General features: G+C 67.3%; 21 protein-coding genes. 14 read left to right on the plus strand and 7 right to left on the minus strand.

Features of this window, described 5'->3' with window-relative positions:
* The first annotated feature begins 44 nt into the window (after positions 1 to 44).
* The 8 genes from OG474_RS32320 to manD all read left to right on the plus strand — a co-directional run bounded on the left by OG474_RS32320 (position 45) and on the right by manD (position 10633).
* Entirely contained in the window at positions 45 to 1772 is a 1728-nt protein-coding gene (locus tag OG474_RS32320; protein WP_405057390.1) for a discoidin domain-containing protein, read from the plus strand.
* Positions 1773 to 1785: 13 nt separating this feature from the next.
* On the plus strand, positions 1786 to 3015 hold the full coding sequence (locus tag OG474_RS32325) for a DUF1996 domain-containing protein (protein WP_405057391.1): 1230 nt from the start codon (positions 1786 to 1788) through the stop codon (positions 3013 to 3015).
* Positions 3012 to 3554 carry a DUF305 domain-containing protein gene (locus OG474_RS32330; RefSeq protein WP_405057392.1) on the plus strand — a complete coding sequence of 181 codons (543 nt, stop codon included), beginning with the start codon at positions 3012 to 3014 and terminating at the stop codon, positions 3552 to 3554. Before OG474_RS32325 ends, OG474_RS32330 begins: the two co-directional genes overlap by 4 nt.
* 9 nt (positions 3555 to 3563) lie before the next feature.
* Positions 3564 to 4325 (plus strand): FadR/GntR family transcriptional regulator, encoded by a 762-nt coding sequence (locus OG474_RS32335; protein ID WP_405057393.1) that lies wholly within the window; start codon positions 3564 to 3566, stop codon positions 4323 to 4325.
* A gap of 2142 nt (positions 4326 to 6467) precedes the next feature.
* Entirely contained in the window at positions 6468 to 7751 is a 1284-nt protein-coding gene (locus OG474_RS32340) for an ABC transporter substrate-binding protein (protein ID WP_405057394.1), read from the plus strand.
* Complete coding sequence (locus OG474_RS32345; RefSeq protein ID WP_405057395.1) at positions 7751 to 8629, plus strand: carbohydrate ABC transporter permease; 879 nt, start codon at positions 7751 to 7753, stop codon at positions 8627 to 8629. The genes OG474_RS32340 and OG474_RS32345 overlap by 1 nt, the downstream gene beginning before the upstream one ends.
* A complete protein-coding gene (locus OG474_RS32350) occupies positions 8626 to 9423 on the plus strand; it encodes a carbohydrate ABC transporter permease (protein WP_405057396.1) in 798 nt (265 codons plus the stop codon). The genes OG474_RS32345 and OG474_RS32350 overlap by 4 nt, the downstream gene beginning before the upstream one ends.
* Positions 9424 to 9427: 4 nt before the next feature.
* Positions 9428 to 10633 (plus strand): D-mannonate dehydratase ManD, encoded by a 1206-nt coding sequence (gene manD / locus OG474_RS32355; protein WP_405057397.1) that lies wholly within the window; start codon positions 9428 to 9430, stop codon positions 10631 to 10633.
* Between the two features lies 1 nt (position 10634).
* Here the strand turns inward: manD and OG474_RS32360 are convergent, their stop codons facing one another.
* A complete protein-coding gene (locus OG474_RS32360; RefSeq protein WP_405057398.1) occupies positions 10635 to 10943 on the minus strand; it encodes a DUF6703 family protein in 309 nt (102 codons plus the stop codon).
* A gap of 59 nt (positions 10944 to 11002) precedes the next feature.
* On the opposite strand from OG474_RS32360, the gene OG474_RS32365 reads away from it, so the two are divergent.
* The 4 genes from OG474_RS32365 to dusB all read left to right on the plus strand — a co-directional run bounded on the left by OG474_RS32365 (position 11003) and on the right by dusB (position 14611).
* Positions 11003 to 11311 carry an antibiotic biosynthesis monooxygenase family protein gene (locus tag OG474_RS32365; protein ID WP_405057399.1) on the plus strand — a complete coding sequence of 103 codons (309 nt, stop codon included), beginning with the start codon at positions 11003 to 11005 and terminating at the stop codon, positions 11309 to 11311.
* Between the two features lie 76 nt (positions 11312 to 11387).
* Positions 11388 to 12773, plus strand: coding sequence for a glycine--tRNA ligase (locus OG474_RS32370; RefSeq protein WP_405057400.1), 1386 nt, complete (start codon positions 11388 to 11390; stop codon positions 12771 to 12773).
* 18 nt (positions 12774 to 12791) lie between these two features.
* On the plus strand, positions 12792 to 13484 hold the full coding sequence (locus OG474_RS32375; RefSeq protein WP_405057401.1) for a hypothetical protein: 693 nt from the start codon (positions 12792 to 12794) through the stop codon (positions 13482 to 13484).
* A 5-nt stretch (positions 13485 to 13489) separates the two neighbouring features.
* Positions 13490 to 14611 carry a tRNA dihydrouridine synthase DusB gene (gene dusB / locus OG474_RS32380; RefSeq protein ID WP_405057402.1) on the plus strand — a complete coding sequence of 374 codons (1122 nt, stop codon included), beginning with the start codon at positions 13490 to 13492 and terminating at the stop codon, positions 14609 to 14611.
* A gap of 3 nt (positions 14612 to 14614) precedes the next feature.
* Here the strand turns inward: dusB and OG474_RS32385 are convergent, their stop codons facing one another.
* The 6 genes from OG474_RS32385 to OG474_RS32410 form a co-directional block, all read right to left on the minus strand.
* Complete coding sequence (locus OG474_RS32385; protein WP_405057403.1) at positions 14615 to 15418, minus strand: phosphotransferase; 804 nt, start codon at positions 15416 to 15418, stop codon at positions 14615 to 14617.
* Positions 15419 to 16762: 1344 nt separating this feature from the next.
* Entirely contained in the window at positions 16763 to 17683 is a 921-nt protein-coding gene (locus OG474_RS32390) for an NAD-dependent epimerase/dehydratase family protein (RefSeq protein ID WP_405057404.1), read from the minus strand.
* Positions 17680 to 18282, minus strand: a complete 603-nt coding sequence (locus OG474_RS32395) for a dihydrofolate reductase family protein (protein WP_405057405.1) — start codon at positions 18280 to 18282, stop codon at positions 17680 to 17682. Before OG474_RS32395 ends, OG474_RS32390 begins: the two co-directional genes overlap by 4 nt.
* A gap of 11 nt (positions 18283 to 18293) precedes the next feature.
* The gene (locus tag OG474_RS32400; RefSeq protein WP_405057406.1) at positions 18294 to 18770 is read right to left on the minus strand and encodes a BBE domain-containing protein; all 477 of its coding nucleotides are present in this window, start codon (positions 18768 to 18770) and stop codon (positions 18294 to 18296) included.
* Positions 18695 to 19465 (minus strand): FAD-binding oxidoreductase, encoded by a 771-nt coding sequence (locus tag OG474_RS32405; RefSeq protein ID WP_405057407.1) that lies wholly within the window; start codon positions 19463 to 19465, stop codon positions 18695 to 18697. Before OG474_RS32405 ends, OG474_RS32400 begins: the two co-directional genes overlap by 76 nt.
* Positions 19466 to 19519: 54 nt before the next feature.
* Positions 19520 to 20344: a helix-turn-helix domain-containing protein gene (locus tag OG474_RS32410; RefSeq protein WP_405057408.1), complete on the minus strand. Its 825-nt coding sequence runs from the start codon at positions 20342 to 20344 to the stop codon at positions 19520 to 19522.
* A gap of 167 nt (positions 20345 to 20511) precedes the next feature.
* On the opposite strand from OG474_RS32410, the gene OG474_RS32415 reads away from it, so the two are divergent.
* Positions 20512 to 21858, plus strand: a complete 1347-nt coding sequence (locus OG474_RS32415; protein ID WP_405057409.1) for a hypothetical protein — start codon at positions 20512 to 20514, stop codon at positions 21856 to 21858.
* Positions 21831 to 23162 (plus strand): extracellular solute-binding protein, encoded by a 1332-nt coding sequence (locus OG474_RS32420; protein ID WP_405057410.1) that lies wholly within the window; start codon positions 21831 to 21833, stop codon positions 23160 to 23162. The genes OG474_RS32415 and OG474_RS32420 overlap by 28 nt, the downstream gene beginning before the upstream one ends.

The raw sequence follows: 23162 nt of genomic DNA on the forward strand, positions 1-23162 counted from the left end.
ACGTTCCCTGATGCGCATCTTCCGACTGCCCCCGGAGACCGCCCATGCCATATCTCGCCCGCCCCAGAGTCCGCTACCGAGCCGCGGCCGCGTTGGCCGCCCTCTCGATCCTGATCGGCATCCTCGTCGCGCTCCCCGCGCGCGCCGCCGACGTACTGCTGTCCCAAGGCAAGACCGCCACCGCCTCCTCCTCCGAGAACGTCGTCTTCGGCGCCGCCTCGGCTGTCGACGGCGACCCTGGCACCCGCTGGTCGAGTGCGTTCGGCGATCCGCAGTGGATCCAGGTCGACCTCGGCACGTCCTCCGCGGTCAACCAGGTCCAGCTCAGCTGGGAGGCGGCGTACGCGACCGCCTTCCAGATCCAGACCTCCACCGACGGCAACACCTGGACGACGATCAACAGCACCACGAATGGTGCCGGAGGCAACCAAACTCTGAATGTCAGCGGTACCGGTCGCTACGTCCGCCTGGTGGGCACGCAGCGAGCGACACAGTGGGGTTACTCGCTGTGGGAGTTCAAGGTCTTCGGCAGCACCAGCGGCCCTGGCCCGGGTTCCGGTTTGCTGTCCTACAACAAGCCAGGCTTCGCCTCCACGCAGCAGAGTGACGGCAACTGCTTCGAGTGCACCCCGGCCCGTGCGTTCGACCTCGACCCGGCCAGCCGCTGGGCGACCGCGACCGACTCCGGCTGGGTCGACCCGGGCTGGATCTACGTCGACCTCGGCGCGACCGCGCAGATCGACAAGGTCGTCCTGCAATGGGATCCGGCCTCCGCGAAGTCCTACCAGTTGCAGGTCTCGAACGACGCGAACAACTGGTCCACGATCTACTCGACCACCACCGGCCCCGGGTTCAAGCAGACGCTGACCGTTTCGGGCACCGGCCGCTACGTCCGGATGTACGGTACGGAGCGCAACTCGCCGTACGGGTATTCGCTGTGGGAGTTCCAGGTCTACGGGACCGGGGGAGCGCCGAACACGCCGCCGACCCCGCCGGCCGACCCGGCGAACCCGCCGCAGCTGATCTGGCAGGACAACTTCGACACCCCGGCCGGCGCCAAGCCGGACGCGACGAAGTGGCGCGCCGACCCCGGCATCGGCCAGAACAACGAGCTGCAGGTCTACACCAACAACGACAACGTCCAGACCGACGGCCAGGGCCACCTCGTGATCGAGGCCCGGCGCCAGGAGACCCCCGGTACGGCGTGCCCGATCGACCCGGTCAGCGGTAAGGGCGTCTGCCAGTACACATCCGGCCGGATCAACACCGGCACCAAGTTCGACACGACCTACGGCAAGGTCGAGGCCCGGATCAAGGTGCCGAAGGACAACGGCCTGTGGCCGGCGTTCTGGATGATGGGGAGCGACTTCCTCACCGGACGCCCGTGGCCGTACAACGGCGAGATCGACATCATGGAGATCCTCGGTCGCGAGACCACCAAGGGCTACTCCACGCTGCACGCCCCGGCCTACAACGGCGCCGGCGGGTACGGCGGGACCTACGGTCTGCCCGGCGGAGCGGACTTCGCCAACGACTTCCACACCTGGACGATGCTGTGGAACTCCACCGGCATCACCTACCAGGTCGACGGCACCACGGTCTTCACCGTCGACAAGGCGCAGCTCGAGGCGACACGCGGGCCGTGGATCTACGACCACCCGTTCTACCTGATCCTGAATCTGGCCGTGGGCGGCGACTTCCCCGGTCCGCCGAACGCTGCCACCCCGTTCCCGTCCCGCATGCTCGTCGACTACGTCCGCGTCTACCACTGAGAGGGGTCCGCTGATGAAAAGAGCTCTACTGACCGTGCTCGCGGTCCTCGGCGCCTTCCTGGTGGCGTCGGGCAACGCACAAGCTGCTGAAACCCTGCTGTCCCAAGGCCGCCCGGCCCTCGCGTCCTCGACCGAGAACGCCGGTACGCCGGCCGCCGCGGCCGTCGATGGCAACAACGGAACCCGGTGGGCCAGCAGCTTCACCGACAATCAGTGGCTGCGGATCGACCTCGGATCGACCCAGTCGTTCAACCGCGTGCTGCTGCGCTGGGAGGCGGCGTACGCTCGCGGGTTCCAGATCCAGACGTCCAGCACCGGCAATGAATGGACCACCGTCCAGACGACCACCAACGGCACCGGCGGCGAGCAGAACCTCACCGTCAATGGTTCCGGCCGGTACGTCCGGATCCTGATCACCGAGCGCGCGACGCAGTACGGGGCGTCGCTCTGGGAGTTCCAGGTGTACGGCGGGACCGGCGGCCCGATCGTCCGGGTCGCGGAGTTCCTGGCGGACTGCGCGTACACGCACCGGCTGCCCGACGACCCGATCGTGTTCCCGAACATGCCTGGTGCCTCGCACATGCACAGCTTCTTCGGTGCCACGGTGACGAACGCGAACACAACCGTGGACGACCTGGCCAATTCGCCGACCAGTTGCAACCCGTCGATCGACAGGTCGTCGTACTGGGTGCCGACGTTCTACTCGAACAACCAGCCGGTCGAGCCGACGGGGACGACGTTCTACTACCTGGGTGAAGGCGTTCGCGATGATGTGATCGCGCGCACCCAGCCGCTGCCGTACGGGTTGAGGATCGTTGCCGGTAACGCGAAAGCCACCGGGCCGAACGACAACACCATCTCCCGGTGGTCGTGTCTTCACGCCGGTGACGCGGGTTCCGGGCACGACTTCATCACCTGTCCGGCCGGGTCGATGCTGGAGTCGTACCTCGACTTCCCGCAGTGCTGGAACGGTCGCGACCTCGACTCACCGGATCACAAGAGCCACATGGCGTACCCGGTGAACGGCGACTGCCCGGCGACCCACCCGGTCCCGGTGCCGAAGCTGCGGCAGGTACTGCGTTATCCGGTGAGCGGCTCGACCGCCGGCTTCCGGTTGGCGAGTGGTGGCGGGTTCACCATGCACGGTGACTTCTTCAACGCGTGGCCGGTGGACGAGATGGCTCGCCGCGTCAACGACTGCATCCGCCCGATCATCAAGTGCGGGGCGGACGGCCATCCGTGAAGAAGTACCTAGTACTGGCGTTGGTCGCCGGAGTGCTCGCAGGTTGTGGCTCGCAGCCCCAGCCCCCTGCTCCGGCGGCCACCGTCGCTTCCTCGGTCGACCCGGCGTTCAACCCGACGGACGCCGCCTGGCTCGGGCTGATGATTCCGATGGACGAACAGTTCCTCCGGGTCCTCGGCTTCGCGCCGACCAACTCCACGGACCCCGCCGTACGGCGATTGGCCGCGGAACTGACCGTTGCTCATCAGACCGAGCTCAAGCAGCTGAACGCGCTTCGCGACCGTGCCCGGTTGCCGAGTGGGAACGCGCATCAGGGACACAACATGCCCGGGATGATGACCGAGGAGGAGGTGGTCGCGCTGCAGAAGCTGCGCGGCCCTGCCTTCGACAAGGTGCTGCGGGCCGAGGTGAAGGACCACCTGGCCCAGTCGGCCCTCGTCACCCGCAGTGTGCAGGCCGCCGGCCAGGAGGCGGGCGTGAAGCAGCTCGCAACCACGATCGAGAAGGATCGGACCGCGCAGGCCGCCCGGCTGGGGTAGCTTCGTGCTGTGCCAGCCGATGCCTTCGAACCGCCTGCCCACCGGGGTCTGCTCACCGAGAGCATCGCCCGGCGGCTGCAGAACGAGATCCGCTCCGGCGCGATCCCGGTCGGCGCCAAACTGCCCTCGGAGCGCGAGCTCGCCGTACAGTTCGGAGCCAGCCGCAACGTCCTGCGCGAGGTCCTCCGCCGCCTCGAGGCCCAGCACCTGATCGAGGTCGCCCCCGGCCGCGGCTCCTTCGTCATCGACCAGTCCACCGCCGACGCCCGCAGCTACGACGCCCTCTACCGCGCCGGCCGCCCGACCGTCCGCCAGTTGATCGAGGCCCGGATCCCGATCGAGGTCGAGATCGTCGGCCTCGCCACCGAACGCGCCACCGAAGCCCAGATCGAAGCGATGCGCACCGCCAACGCCGCGATGATCGCGGCCCTCGACCCGGTCGTCAAAGCCCGCGCCGACCTCGAGTTCCACGACACCATCGCGGCCGCCGCCGGCAACCCCGTTCTCCGCATCATGCTCTCCTCCATCGGCGGCATGATGTTCGAGATGATGCTCCGCTCGAACTCGGACCCCTCCATCGCCGAACCAGGCGTCCCGCACCACCCCGAGATCCTCGAAGCCATCACCGCCCGGGACCCCGACCGCGCCCGCCACCACATGCGCGAACACCTCTCCCTGGCCCTCCGCACCTACGGCCCCGACCTGGACCTCGCCCTGGACGTCATGGCCGCCAACCACATCAAAACCCTCCTCGACCACCCACCCACCTAACGCCACGGCCCACTGCCACCACGAAATCCCGGTACGACGCCGCGCGGCACCCCATTTGATGGGCGGGCCAGGCAAATTGTGGGTCGGCCAACCGCATGCAGCTAGCCCACCCATAACCCGGTGGGTGAGCCCACCAAATGGGCTGATCCGTCCCAGGCGTGGCCGGTACGGCGTAGCTGTGCGCGGTGGCTTCGGTCGCGCCGGCCACAACCCGGGGGTGCGCCTACCCGGTGGGGGCCGTGAACAGGTAATACCTTGTTCACGCCCACCGGTTCCTGTTCAAGCCCCCCGCATCCGCCCCGAACCACAGCCAGCAACCACAAGCAACGGAAGCGCGGGCACCGGCCTCCCTTGCCGGATCCCGACCGGAGCCGTCAGCCCCAGGCAACGGAAACCCGGGAACTGGCATCCCGTCCCGGACCGCAACCAGGGCCCGTTAGCCGTAGGCAACGGAAGCGCGGGCACCGGCCTCCCTTGCCGGACCGCAACCGGGGCCCGTTAGCCGTAGGCAACGGAAGCGCGGGAACTGGCCTCCCTTGCCGGACCGCAACCGGGGCCCGTTAGCCGTAGGCAACGGAAGCGCGGGAACTGGCCTCCCTTGCCGGACCGCAACCGGGGCCCGTTAGCCGTAGGCAACGGAAGCGCGGGAACTGGCCTCCCTTGCCGGACCGCAACCGGGGCCCGTTAGCCGTAGGCAACGGAAGCGCGGGAACCGGCCTCGCCGTCCGGCTCAGCCAGCGCGGCGGCCAGCCATGCTTTCTTTCAGGTCGGCCGGTCGCGGCGAGCAACCACAAACCGACGTCCCCGGCCGAGGCCATTTCGGTCTGTACCTCGCCCGACCGCCAAGGCCAGCCGACAGAAACGCACAGCGAGCAGAGCGCATGGCTGAGCCGAATGCCGAGGCCGGCGACCGCGATCCCGATGCCTGAGCCTGACCGGGCTGTGGCTGAGGTACAGGATCTCGCGCTATCCGGTGGATTGTGGGTGCTCTGCGACGAAAATCCACCGGCTAACGAAACCAGGCAGGCGATACCGCGCTATTCGGTGGATTTTGGGTGTCCTGTGCCTGTTGCGATATCGCCGCAGGTGATCGGTCGCGGTGGCTGAGGACTTTGGCCGGCCAGGAACCCCTCCTCCCCGAAGGTGCTCGTCCCATCCGACCGCTCGGATCCGGCCGATTTCGTACGCGGTGGCTGGTCGCCGCTGCGGCCGGTTCTCCTGATGCGGGTGGCTGGTGCGGTCTTCGGCTGAGGGGGATGGTGCGGTCGGCGACCGCGGTTGGGGTCGCCTGTGGCTGGCGGGCTGTGGCTTCCGCCGCCGATCAGGAGGCCTGTCAGGTGATTCGCCGCCGTGGTTGTCCAGTGCGGTTCGGGTCGGCTGCCAGCGTGCGGAATTTCACTGGATATCCGTTCAAATGGGCCCTTCTCTGCTCAAATATTGAGGGGAGAACCAGCAACTTGCGGGGAGATCCCCTCGTTTTCCGCGACCGCAACCGAAGCCCGGAAGCTCAAGCGGCCGCAACTGTGGTCACCGGGCTCGCCATCCCCCTCAGCCCCAGACCACGCCCGCCTAGCGCTTCAGTAAATCGGCCGCCGCGGCGACCAGCCACCGGGTACGTGTCCGGCCTGTCCGGTGCGGCGCGAATCGGGGGCACACCAACCACCTCTGCGGGGATCTGCTGCCACCCAGCGACAGCAGCTCCCCGCAAACACGCACAAACCCCGCCCAGCCACAGATCCACGGAGACCTACTGCCAAATACCGGCAGCAATCATCCGTGAACCCGCACCAACCCCGACCAGTCACCGGATTGCAGGCACCAACGCCACGCCGATTCTGCAACAGCCTCCCAGTGACGAAAATCCACCGGCTAACGCATACCCAGGCAGGTTGGGTGCGTCTGCGTGCGCAGATCGGCGGTCTGGTCGCGAAGGCGGACCTGCGTCACTCACCAACTCACCCCGGCGAGGGCTTTCGGGCAGTGGCTGAGCGTGCGAAGGCGGATGCTGCAGCGGTTGGTGAGTGGTGGCGGTCCGCGAATCCGGTGCCGCGCGGTCGCGGGGCAGGGGGTGGACCTGGGTGGGGTGGGTTGTTAGAGTGCAACTGGTAGTACCAGTTGGACCACGGGTTGGAGGTGTGCTCGATGCTGGGCGATCGGGGTTTGAGTCGGCGGACGTTCGGGCGGCTTGCCGTGGGGGTGGCGGGTGGGCTGGCGGTTGCGGCCTGTTCGCCGGGGCGGCCGTCGGGGGATACGCGGTTGCGGGTGGCCGCGGTCAATCATGTGTGGACCCGGGCGATCCAGAAGCGGTTGCCGGAGTTCGAGGAGCTGATCGGGCGGCGGGTCTCGATGTCGCTGCTGACTGGTGATCAACTGTCGAGCAGCTACAACGTGAAGCTGAATGCTTCGGCGACCGATATCGACGTGATGATGGTTCGGCCGCTGCAGGAGCAGCTGCTGTTCGCGCACAACAACTGGCTCGCCGACCTCTCCGACCGGGCGCAAAGCGGCGACTTCAACTGGGCGGACTTCCAAGCCGCGCCCCGAGAAGCCTCAACCACAGCAGGCAAAGTGCTGAGCGTTCCGGTGGTGACCGAGCGGCCCGTCCTGTACTACCGCAAGGACCTCGTCCCGAACCCACCACGCACCCTCGACGAACTGCAGCAGACCGCCGCGCGCCTCACCACCAAGAACCTTTTCGGGTACGTCGGCCGTGGCCAACGCAGCGGCGCCGTGACCCAATGGTCCAGCTTCCTCTATTCGTACGGCGGCGACTTCACCCGTGACGGTCGCTCCGCGATCGCGACTCCGGAGGCGATCGCGGCGTACCAGTACTACGGCGATCTGCTCGGCAAGTCCGGTCCGCCCGGCGCGACCAACATGAGCCTCGAGCAGGCGATGCCGATCTTCGCGCAGGGCAAGGCGGCCTTCTACATCGACGCCGACGCGATCTACACGGGTCTGATCGATCCGAAGGTCTCCGCGGTCGGCAAGACGATCGGGTACGCGCCGTTCCCCGCCGGTCCGGCCGGTTCCAAGCCGTACAACATCCCATCCTGGAGTCTTGGCATCAACCGCTTCTCGCAACTGCAGGACCACGCCTGGGAGTTCATCAGGTGGGCGGCGGGCCGGGAAACCGTGACAGCGCTGCAAACGGCCGGCATCCCCGGCGCACGCGCGTCCGTTTGGGCGAACCCAGCAGCAAACAAGGGCTTCCCGCAGGAGCTCGCTCAAGCCATGCAGGTCAACGCGCGGAACGGCGTCGGCCACGACCGGCCCGAGGTGCTGCAGGTCGGACGCGCACGCGACATCGTCGGCCGCCCGCTGGTGACCGCCGTACTGCAGGAGCAGGTCGCGCCGGTCGCGCGCGACGCGGACAAAGAGTTCGCCGAGTTCCTCGTGCGCGACAACCGCCACCGGGAGTCCTGATGGCCCTCACGATCGAGCAGTCCAACCGCCGGCTCAAGTGGGCGATGCTGACTCCCGCGCTGCTCTTCGTCGGCGCGATGATCATCTTCCCGCTCGTGTTCACCCTGAACCTCAGCACGACCGACGCCTTCGGTGCGGTGAACGCCGGTGCCAAGCACATCGGCCTGCAGAACTTCGCCGACGCATTCGGCGACAGCAGACGCTTCTGGCCGGCGGTCTGGCGCACCATCGGTTTCACCGTCGGAGCCGTCGCTCTCGAGACCGTCTTCGGCCTAGCTCTGGCCATGCTGATGCGCAGAGCCTTCCGCGGTATCCGCTGGGTCCGCACCGTGCTGATCATCCCGCTGCTGGCGACGCCGGTGGCGATCGGCATCCTCTGGCTGCTGATCCTCGACCCGACCAACGGCATCGCGAACCACCTGCTCGGCGTACTCGGGATTCCGCCGCAGGAGTTCCTCGGCTCGGTCTCCGGATCCCTGCCCACGCTCGTGCTGATCGATGTCTGGCAATGGACCCCGATGATGACGTTGCTGCTGCTCGCCGGCCTGTCGACGCTTTCCGAGGAGCCGGAAGAGGCCGCCAGCATGGACGGCGCCAACGGCTGGCAAAGATTCCGGTACGTCGTCCTGCCCATGCTCGGGCCGACCCTGACCACCGCGCTCGTCCTCCGAGCGGTCGACGGACTGAAGACGTTCGACATCATCTACGCCACCAAGGGCGCCGGCGGTGGGTCGTCGTTCGAGGCCGAGACGCTCAACGTCTACGCCTACGGACTCACCTTCGACTACCAGGAGTACGGCCTCGCCGCGGCGGTGCTCGTGCTGTTCACCCTGTTCATCATCGGTGTGGTCGTGGTTCTGCGCCGGAGGTCAGCATGAAAACTTTGCGGGGAATCGCGATCACACTGGTGGCGCTGTTCTTCAGTCTGCCGATCGTCTGGATGTTCGCCGCGGCGTTCAAGACCAACGTGCAGGTCACCGATCCGTCGATCGGGCTGATCTTCAAGCCCACGCTCGACAACTTCAAGGCCGTGCTCGCCGACGACCGGATCCTCCCGTCGATGGTCAACTCGCTGATCGTCGGGGTCGTGTCCACGGTCCTGTCCGCGATCATCGCCGTACCGGCGGCTTGGGCGGTCGGCCGCTTCCGCATGCACCGCGCCGGTTCGCTGGTGCTGGTCGCGCGGATCGTGCCGGCCATCTCGCTGCTCGTGCCCTGGTACTACCTGTTCGCCCAGGCCGGGCTCGTCGGCAGCTACACCGTGCTGATCCTGAGCCACATGTTCGTCTCGGTGCCGTTGATCCTCTGGATCATGATCGGGTTCTTCGAGGGCCTGCCGATCGAGCTCGAGGAGGCGGCCCGGGTCGACGGCCTGAGCGCGTTCGGCGCGTTCCGCCGGATCGCGTTGCCGCTGGCAGCGCCCGGTACGGCGACCGCCGCCGTACTGGCGTTCGTCGCCAGCTGGAACAACTTCATGTTCGCGTTGATCCTGTCCGACGAGCACACGATGACCGTGCCGGTCGCCCTGTTCTCGTTCATCTCGTACGCCGGGACAGACTGGGGCGGCCTGATGGCGGCCTCGACCGTGATGACGATTCCGGTCGTCGTGGTCGCCGTACTCGCGCAGAAGCATCTCGTTGCCGGCCTGACCGCCGGTGCCACGAAAGGCTAACCATATGAAGATCGTCGACGCTTCCGTCGTCGTCACCAGCCCGGGCCGCAACTTCGTCACGTTGCGGATCACCACCGACGACGGCGTGACCGGGCTGGGGGACGCGACCCTCAACGGTCGTGAGCTCGCGGTGGTCAGCTACCTGCGCGACCACGTGGCGCCGCTGCTGATCGGTCTCGATCCGCACCGGATCGAGGACACCTGGCAGCTGCTCTACCGCGGTGCGTACTGGCGGCGTGGACCGGTCACGATGGCTGCGATCGCCGCGGTCGACGTGGCGCTGTGGGACATCAAGGCCAAGGTCGCGAACCTGCCGCTCTACCAGCTTCTCGGTGGCGCGAGCCGTGATCGCGTCCGCACCTACGGTCACGCCAACGGTCGCGACCTGCCCGAGCTGTTCGACTCGGTACGGGAGCGGATGGCACAGGGATACCAGTCGATCCGGATCCAGACCGGCGTACCGGGATTGAAGCGCGTGTATGGCGTTCACGGCGAACCGGAGGTGACGCCGGATGGTCACCCGCGCCCGCTGGTCGAGGACTGGGACACGGGGGCGTATCTGCGGCACATGCCGACGGTGTTCGAGGCGGTGCGGAACGAGTTCGGCCCGGATCTGCCGCTGCTGCACGACTCGCACCACCGGCTGACGCCGATTCAGGCGGCTCGGCTGGGCAAGGACCTGGAGCCGTACGACCTGTTCTGGCTGGAGGACTGCACCCCGGCCGAGAACCAGGAGGGGCTGCGGCTGGTCCGCAGCAAGACCACGACCCCGCTGGCGATCGGCGAGGTCTTCAACACCATTCACGACTTCCGCACGCTGGTGAACGAGCAGTTGATCGACTACGTGCGCGCAGCGGTCACACACTTCGGTGGGGTTTCACCCCTGAAGAAGCTGTTCGACTTTGCGGCACAGCAGCAGATCAAGAGCGCCATTCACGGACCGGAAGACATTTCGCCGGTCGGCATGGCGGCCGCGATCCACCTCGACCTGGCGATCCACAACTTCGGCATCCAGGAGTACGCCGGATACACCCCCGCGACCGAGGACGTGTTCCGGCACGCGTTCACCTTCGAGGACGGTCACCTGCACCCGGGCGAAGCACCGGGGATCGGCGTCGAACTGGACGACGACCTGGCCGCCGCCCACCCCTACGCACCCGCCTACCTGCCGGTCAACCGGCTAGCGGACGGCACGGTCCACGACTGGTGAATCAGGCCCCGGCGATCCGGGAGACGGCGAACAGCAGGATCACCAGGATCGAGAAGATCCGCAGGAACTTCGGGCCGGTGGTGACAGCCGGCCAGGACAGGAACGCCAGCCAGCCGAGCACCAGCGCGAGCAGGATCAGGGCCGGTACGGCGACCGGGACCGGAGCGAACACTCCGACCAGCGCCAGGACCCCGGTGATGATCGGCAGGGTCAGCTTCGGCATCCCGTGCAGCCGCGCGACGTACGGGTAACTGATCTTGGTGATCCGCTGCCGCAACGGGCTCACCGGCTGACTGCTGGGGGAACTCATGGACCCATTGTTCCAGGTCACCGAACCGGCTCCGACCGCGACGCCGTAGGGTGACGCGGGTGTTCGTCGTGATCAGGTTCCGCGTGCCGGAGACCGAGCAAGGGGAGTTCGCGGTCCGGCTGGACGCGGCGGTCGAGGTGCTGAGCCGGCAGAAGGGGTTCGTCGCGGCGCGCACCGGGCGGAACGTCGACGACCCCGAGCTGCTGGCGCTCAACCTCGAGTTCGTGAACATCGGCAGTTACCGGCGCGCGCTCTCGCCGTACGACGTGAAGCTGACCGCCGTACCGCTGCTGTCGCAGGCAATCGACGAGCCCACCGCCTACGAGGACCTGGCCTTGGACCGGACCGAGTTCCTGACCCAGCACTGAATGCGACGTTGGGCACCCCGGACCGTTAGCCTGGTGTTTTCCGTACCCGACCTGTGCCCGTTTCTGGAGTTCAAAAGTGCCCGTGGAAACCGTCGATGCCGTCGTCAGCCTCAGTAAGCGGAGAGGCTTCGTCTACCCCTGCGGCGAGATCTACGGCGGAACCAAGTCGGCCTGGGACTACGGTCCGCTCGGGGTGGAGCTGAAGAACAACGTCCGCACCCAGTGGTGGCGGTCGATGGTGACGAGCCGTGACGACGTCGTCGGGCTGGACTCCTCGGTGATCCTGCCGACCAAGGTCTGGGAGGCGTCCGGGCACCTGCAGGAGTTCGTCGACCCGCTGACCGAGTGCCAGTCCTGCCACAAGCGGTTCCGTGACGACCACCTGCGCGAGGACTACGCCCGCCGCAAGAACAAGGACGCCGACACCGTCGAGCTGTCCGAGATCGCCTGCCCGAACTGCGGGAACAAGGGCACCTTCACCGCGCCGCGGATGTTCAACGGCCTGCTGAAGACCTACCTCGGCCCGGTCGAGTCCGAGGAGGGCCTGCACTACCTCCGCCCGGAGACCGCGCAGGGCATCTTCGTGAACTTCGCGAACGTGATGGGCACGGCGCGGAAGAAGCCGCCGTTCGGGATCGCGCAGGTCGGCAAGAGCTTCCGCAACGAGATCACCCCGGGCAACTTCATCTTCCGGACCCGTGAGTTCGAGCAGATGGAGATGGAGTTCTTCGTCGCGCCGGGCGCCGACGAGGAGTGGCACGAGTACTGGCTGAAGGCGCGCTGGGACTGGTACACCGGCCTCGGGCTCAACCCGGACAACATGCGGTTCTACGAGCACCCGAAGGAGAAGCTGAGCCACTACTCGAAGCGCACCGTCGACATCGAGTACAGGTTCAACTTCGGCGGCAAGGAGTTCGACGAGCTCGAGGGCATCGCGAACCGCACCGACTTCGACCTCTCCACGCACTCCAAGCACTCCGGCGCCGACCTGTCGTACTTCGACCAGGAGAAGGGCGAGCGCTGGACGCCGTACGTGATCGAGCCCGCGGCCGGCCTGACCCGGAACGTGCTGGCCTTCCTGCTCGACGCCTACACCGAGGACGAGGCGCCGAACGCGAAGGGCGGCGTCGACAAGCGGACCGTACTGCGCTTCGACCCGCGGATCGCCCCGGTCAAGGCCGCCGTGCTGCCGTTGTCGCGCAACACCGACCTCTCGCCGAAGGCTCGCGATCTGGCCACCGAGCTGCGGAAGAACTGGAACGTCGACTTCGACGACGCCGGTGCGATCGGCCGCCGCTACCGCCGCCAGGACGAGATCGGTACGCCGTTCTGCATCACCGTCGACTTCGACACCCTCGAGGACCACGCGGTGACGATCCGCGAGCGCGACTCGATGAAGCAGGAGCGAGTCGCTCTCAGCGAAGTCACCGGCTACCTCGCCCAGGCGCTGGTGGGTTGCTGACATGCTGGAGTTGCTGAAATGAAGTTGCTGACCGGTGAGCGCCTGCGTTTCGGGCTGGCTGTTTTCGGAGTGTCGGCGCTGGCCGTCTTCCTGCTGGCCGCGTGTTCCGACACCGACCCGAAGTCGGGCGGCAGCCCGTCAGCTCCTCCTCCGGGGAGCAGCAGCTCTGGTCCGTCGACGGCGCCGATCCCGACCGCGTCGACACCGACTCTGAAGCCGCTGCCGACGCCGGCCAAGCCGTATCCGACCCCGGTCGTCACCGGCGCCCCCGCGTCGGATGCCCCGCTGGCCAACCGGATCCGCTTCGCGATCGCCAAGCAGACCCAGGTCACCGCCGGCAAGGCCGCCAAGACCACGGTCAGCTGTCCCGGGATCGAGACCGCCGACAAGCCTGGCAACCATTCCCTGAAATGCACGGTCACGTACGCCGGGAAGTCCTTCACCGGCACGTTGACCGTCGACGCCCAGCCCTACAACGCGTCGTACAAGTTCACGTCCGAACAAGTTGCCATCGTCAAGGAAAAGGTCGTCGACGCCGTCCTGCGTGCGGTCCCGGACGCTTCGAAGATCACCTGCACGATGGACTTGGTCGCCGTCGTACCATCGACTGGTGACGGCATCCGCTGTGATGTCACCACCACCGCGAACGCGGTCGTCCCCCACAACGCTCGAATCTCCGGCGACGGCAAGATCATCGTCGCGAAGGCCTAAAAACTATGCTCAAGCTCGGCAATCTGACCATCGATACCCCTGTGGTGCTGGCCCCCATGGCCGGCATCACCAACGCGGCGTACCGGCGGTTGTGTGCTGAGCAAGGCGCGGGCCTCTACGTGTGCGAGATGATCACCTCGCGCGGGATCGTCGAGGGCGACCAGAAGTCGCTCGACATGCTCACCTTCGACGAGCGCGAGACCGTGCGTTCGGTGCAGTTGTACGGCGTCGACCCGGTCTACGTCGGCAAGGCCGTCCAGCTCCTCTGCGACCAGTACGGCGTTGCCCACGTCGACCTGAATTTCGGCTGCCCGGTCCCGAAGGTCACCCGGAAGGGCGGCGGCGGGGCGCTGCCGTGGAAGCGCAATCTGCTCGGCGCGATCCTGAAGGCGGCCGTGCAGGCGGCGACGCCGTACGGGATCCCGGTGACGATGAAGACCCGGATCGGGATCGACAACGACCACCAGACCTACCTCGACGCCGGCCGGATCGCGGAGGAGTCGGGAGCCGCGGCGATCGGGCTGCACGGGCGGACGGTCGCGCAGGCGTATTCGGGCGAGGCGGACTGGACGAAGATCGCCGAGCTGGTCGAGCACGTGAACATCCCGGTGCTCGGCAACGGTGACATCTGGGAGGCCGGCGACGCGCTCCGGATGGTTGCCGAGACTGGCTGCGCCGGTGTGATCGTTGGGCGCGGGTGCCTCGGACGGCCGTGGCTGTTCCGCGATCTCGCGGTCGCCTTCGCGGGTGGCGAGTCGCTCAACCTACCGACGCTCGGTGAGGTTGCCGCGGTGATGCGCCGGCACGGCGAGCTGCTCGCCGACCTGATGGGGGAGCAGCGCGGGCTGCGCGACTTCCGCAAGCACGTGACCTGGTATCTCAAGGGCTTCCCGGCCGGCGGCGAGCTCCGCGCGGCCCTGGGCATGGTCGACACGCTCGCCCATCTGGAAGAGCTGCTCGATCAGCTCGACCCGACCGTCCCGTTCCCAACCGGCGAGCTGGGCGCACCCCGCGGCCGCCAAGGCAGCCCGCGGGAGCGCGTCATCCTCCCGCACGGCTGGCTCGACAACACCGACGGTCTCACCGAGGACCTGGCCGACGCCGAGATCGGCGTCTCAGGCGGCTGAGTCTCAGGCGACTGAGTCGGCTGATCGGATCTGGGCGGTCCACTCTTCCGCGCGTTGCCGGCCGTTCGGGAGCTGGTCGTTGCGGTCCCAGCGCCAGGCCGTCACCATCGCGAGCATGAGGATCCGGCAGTCCTGCAACAGCTTCCGGTCAATCCCCGGATAGTGCGCAGCGATCTCCTCGGGCGCATGAGCGAGGTCGAACTCGACCGGCCCGCGGCACATCGTCTCGAGGTCGATGAACAGCGGCCCGTCCGTCGTACTGAGCAGGTTGCCCGGGTGCGGTTCGCCGTGCAGCAGTTGCTCGCGGGCACCCGACGTACTGGCTGCTTTCCCGCGCTCGGTCAGCGTCGCGACGAGAAGCTCACGATCGGCCTCCGGCACCTCCGGCGACAGTGCACGATCCGCCAGCACCGCCTGAGCTTCCTCGACCCGCTCCATGAAATGCGGCGCCGGTACGTCGACCTCGCGCATCCCCGCATGCAGCCGGTGCAACGCGGCACCGAACTCGGCCGGCGTTACGTCCCCCTGCGGCTCGTAATACCGCCACAAACTGATGGCGAACCCGTCCCGCTGATGAACCGTCAGATCCGTCGGCGCGACCACCGGACTCCCCAACGCAGCAAGCCGCCGCCCCAGTTCGAGCTCCCCCGCAAACCCGTGCTCCCCGTCAAACGCCACCCGAGCCAACACCTCACCCGGCAACAGCCGCACCACGATCTTGTTCGAGTTGCTCAACACCACAGCATCGTCGGCCCCAGTAATCGCCTGACAAGCAGCCACCGCGCGCGCAATATCCACCGTCTCCACCCAGCGAACCTATCCGCCCCCTCCCACCCCGGCGACCCCTTTATCCGCCGTACCAACCAACGGGTAGAGGTACCCCGACCACCAATCCCCCGAGCCTGAGCACCCTCACGAACAGCCGCCAACCACCACCACTACCCGTCCGCCGGTACCAACCCTGCCCCACTCCACGCCCCGCCCCAGTCCCACCGATACACCTCTTTGCGGGCATCTACTGTCGCCGGGCGGCAACCAATCCCCGCAAACCCGACCTTCCACGCGCTGCGGCTGCGGTTCACCACCTCCAACCGCCAAACGCCAGCCGAGGCCAACCCCCACCCCTAACGTCCGAAGGACCTGCGGGCTCAGCCTCCGGTTGTTCGGACGTTAGCCCCGGCTCGTCCGTAACGTCCGAAGGACCCGCGGGCTCAGCCTCCGGTTGTTCGGACGTTAGCCCCGGCTCGTCCGTAACGTCCGAAGGACCCGCGGGCTCAGCCTCCGGTTGTTCGGACGTTAGCCCCGGCTCGTCCGTAACGTCCGAAGGACCTGCGGGCTCAGCCTCCGGTTTTTCGGACGTTAGCCCCGGCTCGTCCTTAACGTCCGAAGGACCCGCGGGCTCAGCCTCCGGTTTTTCGGACGTTATGCGCGACTGCTCCGTGAACCTGCTGATAGGCCCGTTCCTCGCGCCTCTGCGGGGATCTACTGCCGGTCAGAGGCAGCAGATCCCCGCAAACCGCGAAAAACCACCGCGAACGGGCCACTCAACAGGCCTCCTGATCGCCGGCGGCAACCGAAGCCCAGAAGCTCAGGCAACGGGGCACTCGATCACCGGCCGCACCATCCGGGCCAGCTAGAGACTGCCCCGGCCACCCGTCTCTGTAAATCCGGCCGCGGCGGCGACCAGCCACCGAGTACGCGGCCGGCCGAATCCGAGCGGCCGGACGGGACGAGCACATCCGGGAAGGAGGGGTTCCTGGCCAGGCGAAGCCCTCAGCCACCGCGACCGAACACCGTTGGCGACCCCGTTCCCCAAACCGGTTCGGGAAAGAGCGGCCACCAAATCGCAATAGCCACTCCGTGGCAGTAGACATCGCTGGAAATGATGGCGGCGGGGTCGTCGGTGCGCCTTTGCGTGGGTCTACTGTCGCTGGGCGGCAGTAGATCCACGCAAAGCGGAGCTTTCGCTCGTTGCGATGCGGTCGGCGAGATAGGCGGGGGCTGGTCGTCGCCGCGGCCGGCTTACTGAGGGGGGTGGCTGGGCGGTTCTTTGGCTGGGGCGGATGGTGTGGTCGGCGATCGAGGTGGCGCGTTGCCCACGGCTGACGGGCTAGGGCGGGGGCGACGTACCAACCGTCCGTCGGTACGGCGTTAGCGGGGGTTGGTGGTTCGCCAGGTTACGTAGTCGGCTACTGCGGTGGTTACGTTGAAGGCGGGGGTGAAGCCGGTGTCGGTGGCGAGGCGGGAGATGTCCAGGTAGGGGTCGGCGCCGGGGCCGGATTGGCGGCCGGGGATGAGGTCCAGGTGGAGGCCGGGGGTGATGGCTTCGAGGGCTTCGGCGATTTGGCGGTTGGTGGAGCGGGTTCCGCTGGAGACGTTGTAGACGCGGTGCGGCAGGGTTTTGGCGGTGGTGAGAAGTGCGATCGCGCGGCCTGCGTCGGCTGCGTAGCAGAAGTCGCCGCCGTCGTCGGCGTACCGGGCCTCTGGTTTCTCGCCGCGGAGGATCGCGCTGACGTACGGCGCGATCGTGATGATCGGCGATTCCGGATCCATGAGCGGTCCCCAGACGCTGCCGATCCGGAGCAGGACGGGTTCGATGCCGGTACCCTGCAGGCTCTGCACGGTGATCGGTTCGACGGCCTTCTTGAAGGCGACGATCGCCAGCGGGAGGTCGGCCTCCGGCAGCGCGAGCTCTTCGTGCCAAGGGATTTCGGGGCGGCCGATATAGTTGCCGAGGCTGCTGGCGACCGCGAACCGGCGGACACCCCAGGCACGAGCGGCATCCAGCGCGTTGAGCAGACCGGCCAAATCGTGGCGGAAGAACGCAATCGGATCCTCGCCAGGACTGCTGCCGGCCAGGTGAACGATCTCCGTGATGTCGTACTTCTTGCCTAAGGCAAGGAATGCGTCCCGATCGGTCATGTCCAGTGTCTCCACCGCGACATCGCCGGCCAGGAACGACGGTACGTCGCCGCGACGGTGCGAGGTGACAACCACCTCCTGCCCGAACCCGGTGAGCGCGAGTGCGGTGTGGGCCCCGATCATGCCGAGGCCGCCGGTGACGAGGATCATCGGATCACCTCGTAGTGCAGGTGCGTCACGCCCGGCGTGGGAACGGCCTCGATCAGCCGCAGTTCGACGTGTTCGGGTAGTTCGTTGAAGAACCGGTGACCGCCGCCGAGCAGGATCGGTACCTGGTGCAGCACGATCTCGTCGACGAGGCCGGCTGCGAGCGCGGACGTCACGGCACCGCCGCCCATGATCCCGACATCCTTGCCATCGGCCAGTTTCCGCGCCACCTCCACCGCCTCTTCGATGCTCGAGGCAAGCGTCTGCGCCGGCCCAACCTCCAGCGGCCCATGACTCAGCACCACCAGCGGTGCATGAGGATGCGGGCTCCCACCTCCGAAGTCGCTGGAGTGCCGGTACGTCGTGCGCCCGCAGATGACCGCGCCGTCCCGAGCCGCCAGCGTGTCGAAGATTCGCGCGCTCGGGGCACTCAGCTTGAACCCGTCGCCGAAGACCTGGCTCGGGGTATCGCCGTTGAAGTACCAGTCGAACAGCATCCCGGCGTCGCCGAGCCCGCGACCGAATTCGTCCGCGCCGTCCGGCGTCCGGCCACTGATGTAGCCGTCGACCGACACCGCGAGCGCAACGATGACCTTACTCATCAGACGTCCTTTCACACTGCTTGGGGGAAATCGAAAAACCGATCAGGGTCATAGGCCCGCTTCACCGCGCGCAACCGTTCGAGGTTCTCGCCGTGGTACGCCGCGGGCCCGTCGGCCAGCGCCAGATCGGGGAAGTTCGGGTACACACGCCCACTGCCGTCCGCGTGCGCGAGATTCCAGGAGGCATCAACCCACGCGGGTTCACCGATGTGCTCCAGCAGGAACCGTTGGTTGCGATGGGCAAACGCCGTCGCATCCGGAGCGACCCGGTTGTAAGCGCCACCCATCGCGGTGAACGCCAACCGCCCCCGAAGCTGCGTCAGGAGCGCCGCGAGCACGCGATCGGACAGCGATCCGTCAAAGAACTCCGAACGAATCCGTACAACAGAATCCTCACCAGCGAAGCTGCGCTTCAGGTCTCGCAGAGGCAGACCGGCCCGCACTGCAAAGGGAATCCGTGCACCGGCAAGATCGCTGAGCTCGCGCAACAACGCCCAGGTCGGCCCTCCCGCAGAACAGCGGCACCACTCAGCGTGGCCTCGATCGGCCGACCCGGAGTACCAGAAAGCGCCAGATTCAAGGTGAGTTCGTCCGGACTGTCCGGAGCCCAGGCCTGCCAAACAGCAATCAGCTCCTCCGGATCGTCCGGCACCCAGCTCGCCGCGATCCGCGTAGTGATCGGCTCAGGCACGGTCTCGAACGACAGCGACGTGACCACGCCGAACTGACCGCCACCCGCCCCACGCAACGCCCAGAACAGGTCCGGCTCCCGGTCGGCGTCGCAGGCCACGACACTGCCATCGGCCAGCACCACTTGCGCGCCGACCAGCCGATCGCAGGTGAGCCCAAACTTGCGGCCGATCAGCCCGATCCCGCCACCCAGCGTGAGACCGGCGATGCCGACCGACTCCCCGCACCCAGCCGGCAAACCCCGTCCAGAAGCGTGCAAGCCGGCGTACACCTGGCCCAACAGCACACCGGTGCCGATCGTCGCCTGGCCGTCCGGCCGCACGGAGATGGTGTCGAGCCCAGACATGTCCAGTACGACGTCGCTGCCCGACGACCGGTCGACGAAGCAGTGCCCGCCGCCGCGCGGAACCACCCGGCCGCCGTTCTCGATCGCGGCAACGACGTCCTCGACGGATCGGCAGTGCAGGAGGCCGGGCAGTACGCGGGGTTCCATGCGGTCGAGATTAGGAGCGGCGTACCGCCTGGTTCTTGAACAAAACGTGCATGCTCAGCGGCGACGCGCGAGGAACGGTGCGTACGAGCCGGCGTGGTCGTGTTCGCAGCCGCAGCGATCCAGATTGGTTCCGAGCAGCTGGGTCGGAGTGAGCCCGGTCAGCCGGAGACACTCGCGGCTGAGATGCGCTTGGTCGGCGTATCCGGCATCGATCGCCAAACCCGCCGTACCGTCGAGTCCGCGGTGTCCCGAGGGTGTCGCGCCGGCTTGCGCCAAGGCGAGGAAGCCCTGGAAGCGCAAGGTTCGCTGGAGCACCTTGGGAGTCGTGCCGACCGCCTGCAGACAGCGGCGGCGGAGTTGGCTCGCGGACAAGGCGAGCTGCGTCGCGACCGTGTCGATCGTGAGCGGACGCCACGGCATCAACGCCTGGACAGCCGCACCAACCAGCGGATCCAACCCGTCCGCAGCGCGGAACTCATTGAGCAGATGCGCCTGCAGGTAGAGCAACGCACGCTCCGGCGTCGTCGCCTGCGCCATCGCCTCGACGAGTCGGTCGACGGTGTGTCCCCACAGATCGGCCAGGCTCAAATGCTGATCGACCAGATCATCCAGTACGGCGGGGAGCGGGGGAGCGGTCCCGGGATGGAACCGGACTCCCACCAGCGTGGTGTGCGCGGGAATGACCTCGATTGCCGGACCGGTCAACGGACCGAGCAACCGTGGCCGCCCGCCGAGCGGGAACTGGATCTCGACCCCGCCGGTTGGCAGATGGCGATGCACATGCGGGGTCGCCCCGATGCGCTGGATCCACACCGTGCGCACCACGCCGGCCAAGCCAGGCACCGGCAGACGCTCGACGTACGACTCGGTGGCCTCCACCCGCTCAACGTAGCAACCGCGAGTGTTTCCGGGAGATTTTCTTTGTGCTGATCCCTTGACCTGCCCTGGACCAAGGAGCAAGTTTGTCCGCATCAGATTTACGAATCACTTCCGAACGTAGTTCGGAAATAGGCAGAGTCGAACCTGGTGTGTAAGGGAGAGTGCAGTTGTCCATCGTGATCGGGGTTGTTACCCACTCGACGCACGGAGTGCTGTTCCGCGAGGCGGCCAGCACGCTGCGCGGCGTCGATCTGGAGTGGGTCAGCTACGACCACGAGGAGAACGTTCGCGAGAAGGTCGCGGAGTTCCTGAGCACGACCCGGCTCGACGGATTCCTGGCCGGCCCGGTCCCGTACACAGCCAGCCGGGAGCTGCTACCGCCCGGCCTTCCGGTCGGCGTCATCCGGCCGTCCGCGCTCGATCTGACACTCGCGCTGTACCGGGCGCAGCAGCGCGGCTGGGGCCGGACGCCGGTCAGTATCGACACCTTCCCTGCCGAGGCCGTCGAGGCAGTCGCGAGTGCGCTCGAGCTGGACCAGGACGAGATCGCTTCGTTGCCCTACGCACCGACCCAGTCGGTCGAGGACATCATCGCGTTCCACCGTTCGGCGTACCAGCGCTTCGGTGACCGCGGCTACGTGATCAGTGTGCGGGCCGCCGTACGGGAGCAGCTGGCCGACGACGAGATCGGGATCATGAGCGGGATGCCGGTGCCGGCCACGATCCGGACCGAGCTGCACGAGCTCGCGTTGCGGATCGAGTCCGATCGGGCGAGTGCGCAACGGTTCGCGGCCGGGGTCTTCCTGATCTCGCAGTCGGCCGACGAGGAGCGCGCCCGGGTCGGCCTGATGAACCTGTTGCTGAACACCCCCGAATTCGCCGGGGCCTGGATCGAGGACCGCGGTCGCCGTGGCGTCGTCGTCTTCGCCCACAAGGCCCTGTTCGAGCGCGTGACCCGCAACTGGGTCGCCGTCCCGGCTCTGGCTGAAGCCGGTACGGCGCTCGGCGCGCAGGTGTCGGCGGGATTCGGGGTCGGTGTCTCCGCGCGCAACTGCGTCCTGCTCGCCGAGCAGGCCGCGGCCCGGGCGGAGCAGGAGAACGAGCCGTGCGCCTACCTGATCGAGGACAGCGGGGTGATCATCGGGCCGATGGGTCCGCTGACGACCACGGACCGCGAGGCGCTCAGCTTCTCGTACCGCGAGCACGGCGAAGACGTCGAGCAGCTCGCCAAGTCGGTCGGTCTCAGCGCGGCCACCGTGTCGCGGCTGGCGGCCCTGGACCACGAGCTGGAAGGCCGCGCGATCTCGCCCGGAGAGCTCGCCGACCGGCTCGGCATCACGGATCAGAGCGGCCGCCGGCTGATCCGCACCCTCGACGCGGGTGGCCTGGTCAGCGACGAGGGAACCGCGCAGCACCACCCCAAAGGACGTCCCACACGTCTTTATCGGCTTCGCATCGCCCACGCATTAGCGAAGGGAACCACATCATGGAGTTCAATCGCCGCCAGGTCCTGAAGCTCGCGGGCCTCGGCCTGGGCGCGACGGCCACGCCCGGCCTGCTCGCCGCCTGCTCGAAGGACGGCTCCGGTGGAGGCGCCGGGGACGGCAGTGTGAAGTTCGAGGGCTGGGACTACGAGGCGACTCTGGTCCAGCAGAACCTCGACCGGTTCACCCAGGCCAGCAACGTCAAGGTGAACTACACGCCGATCACGAGTGCGCAGTACGTCCAGAAGGTCGTCGCCGAGTTCACCGGTGGCGGTGGGCCGGACGCTCTCTACGTGTACGACGATTCGCTCGCCGCCTGGGTGGAGGGCGAGTACCTGCAGCCGATCGACGGCATGCCCGGTGTCGACGAGGTGTACGCCGCGATCTTCCCCGGCAACGCGGAGGCGATGACGTACCAGGGCAAGCGCTACGGCCTGCCCTACTACACCGACTCGAACTGCCTGATCTACAACGCGGAGATCCTCTCCAAGGCCGGTTTCAGCAAGCCGCCGGCCAGCCTCGAGGAGCTCGAGTCGCAGGCGGCCAAGATCAAGCAGCTCGGTCTGCTCGAGCACCCGATCGGGTTGCCGGCCCAGCTGTCCGACACCTGGTGGGCCTGGGTGTGGGGTCTGATCTATGCCAGCGGCGGCAACATGTTCGACGACCAGCAGGCGCCGATCATGAACACCACCGACACGGTGACCAAGGACGTGCTGACCTGGCTGCAGAACGCGGCCAACAAGTCGAAGGTGCTCGACCCGGCCTCGCTGCAACTGTTGCCGGTGCCGGTCGACAACGCGATGAAGGCCAACCGGTACGCGTTCACCATCGGGGCGCGGTACGCCCTGCGCGACTACAACGACCCGCAGAAGTCGAAGGCGGCCGGGAAGATGAAGATGGCGCTCGTGCCGAGCCTGGACGGCAAGGTGCACGGGACGATCAGCAGCACCCGGATGTACGGGCTGGCCAAGGACACCGAGGTGAAGGACGACGCGTTCAAGCTGCTGACCTACCTCGGCGGGCTGGACGCGAGCAAGCAGCCGATCACCGCGCGGTTCTGGTTCCAGCAGCGCGGTCTGGGATTCGCGTACAAGGATCTGGCCAAGGACCCGGAGATCACCGCGACGCTGAAGAAGTTCGCCGACCCGGCGATCTACGCGCACCTGGCCGAGATCGCCAAGCCGCGCAACGTTCTCGGCGTCGCCTGGTACACCGAGTTCGAGACCGAGATGCACAAGGTGGTCCAGGGCGTGCTGAGCAACCAGACTCAGCCCGCCGCCGCGGTCGCGAGCCTCGCGCAGAGCGCCGAGACCCTCAAGAAGAAGTACTCCTGA

It is taken from the genome of Kribbella sp. NBC_01505, from assembly GCF_045040285.1.
Taxonomy (GTDB): domain Bacteria; phylum Actinomycetota; class Actinomycetes; order Propionibacteriales; family Kribbellaceae; genus Kribbella.

Excerpts from the sequence above, each read along its gene's own strand:
- OG474_RS32320 (WP_405057390.1), top strand. The coding sequence starts at position 45 with ATGCCATATCTCGCCCGCCCCAGAGTCCGCTACCGAGCCGCGGCCGCG.
- OG474_RS32325 (WP_405057391.1), top strand. The coding sequence starts at position 1,786 with ATGAAAAGAGCTCTACTGACCGTGCTCGCGGTCCTCGGCGCCTTCCTG.
- OG474_RS32340 (WP_405057394.1), top strand. The coding sequence starts at position 6,468 with ATGCTGGGCGATCGGGGTTTGAGTCGGCGGACGTTCGGGCGGCTTGCC.
- OG474_RS32345 (WP_405057395.1), top strand. The coding sequence starts at position 7,751 with ATGGCCCTCACGATCGAGCAGTCCAACCGCCGGCTCAAGTGGGCGATG.
- OG474_RS32350 (WP_405057396.1), top strand. The coding sequence starts at position 8,626 with ATGAAAACTTTGCGGGGAATCGCGATCACACTGGTGGCGCTGTTCTTC.
- manD (WP_405057397.1), top strand. The coding sequence starts at position 9,428 with ATGAAGATCGTCGACGCTTCCGTCGTCGTCACCAGCCCGGGCCGCAAC.
- OG474_RS32360 (WP_405057398.1), bottom strand. The coding sequence starts at position 10,943 with ATGAGTTCCCCCAGCAGTCAGCCGGTGAGCCCGTTGCGGCAGCGGATC.
- OG474_RS32375 (WP_405057401.1), top strand. The coding sequence starts at position 12,792 with ATGAAGTTGCTGACCGGTGAGCGCCTGCGTTTCGGGCTGGCTGTTTTC.
- dusB (WP_405057402.1), top strand. The coding sequence starts at position 13,490 with ATGCTCAAGCTCGGCAATCTGACCATCGATACCCCTGTGGTGCTGGCC.
- OG474_RS32390 (WP_405057404.1), bottom strand. The coding sequence starts at position 17,683 with ATGATCCTCGTCACCGGCGGCCTCGGCATGATCGGGGCCCACACCGCA.
- OG474_RS32395 (WP_405057405.1), bottom strand. The coding sequence starts at position 18,282 with ATGAGTAAGGTCATCGTTGCGCTCGCGGTGTCGGTCGACGGCTACATC.
- OG474_RS32405 (WP_405057407.1), bottom strand. The coding sequence starts at position 19,465 with ATGGAACCCCGCGTACTGCCCGGCCTCCTGCACTGCCGATCCGTCGAG.
- OG474_RS32420 (WP_405057410.1), top strand. The coding sequence starts at position 21,831 with ATGGAGTTCAATCGCCGCCAGGTCCTGAAGCTCGCGGGCCTCGGCCTG.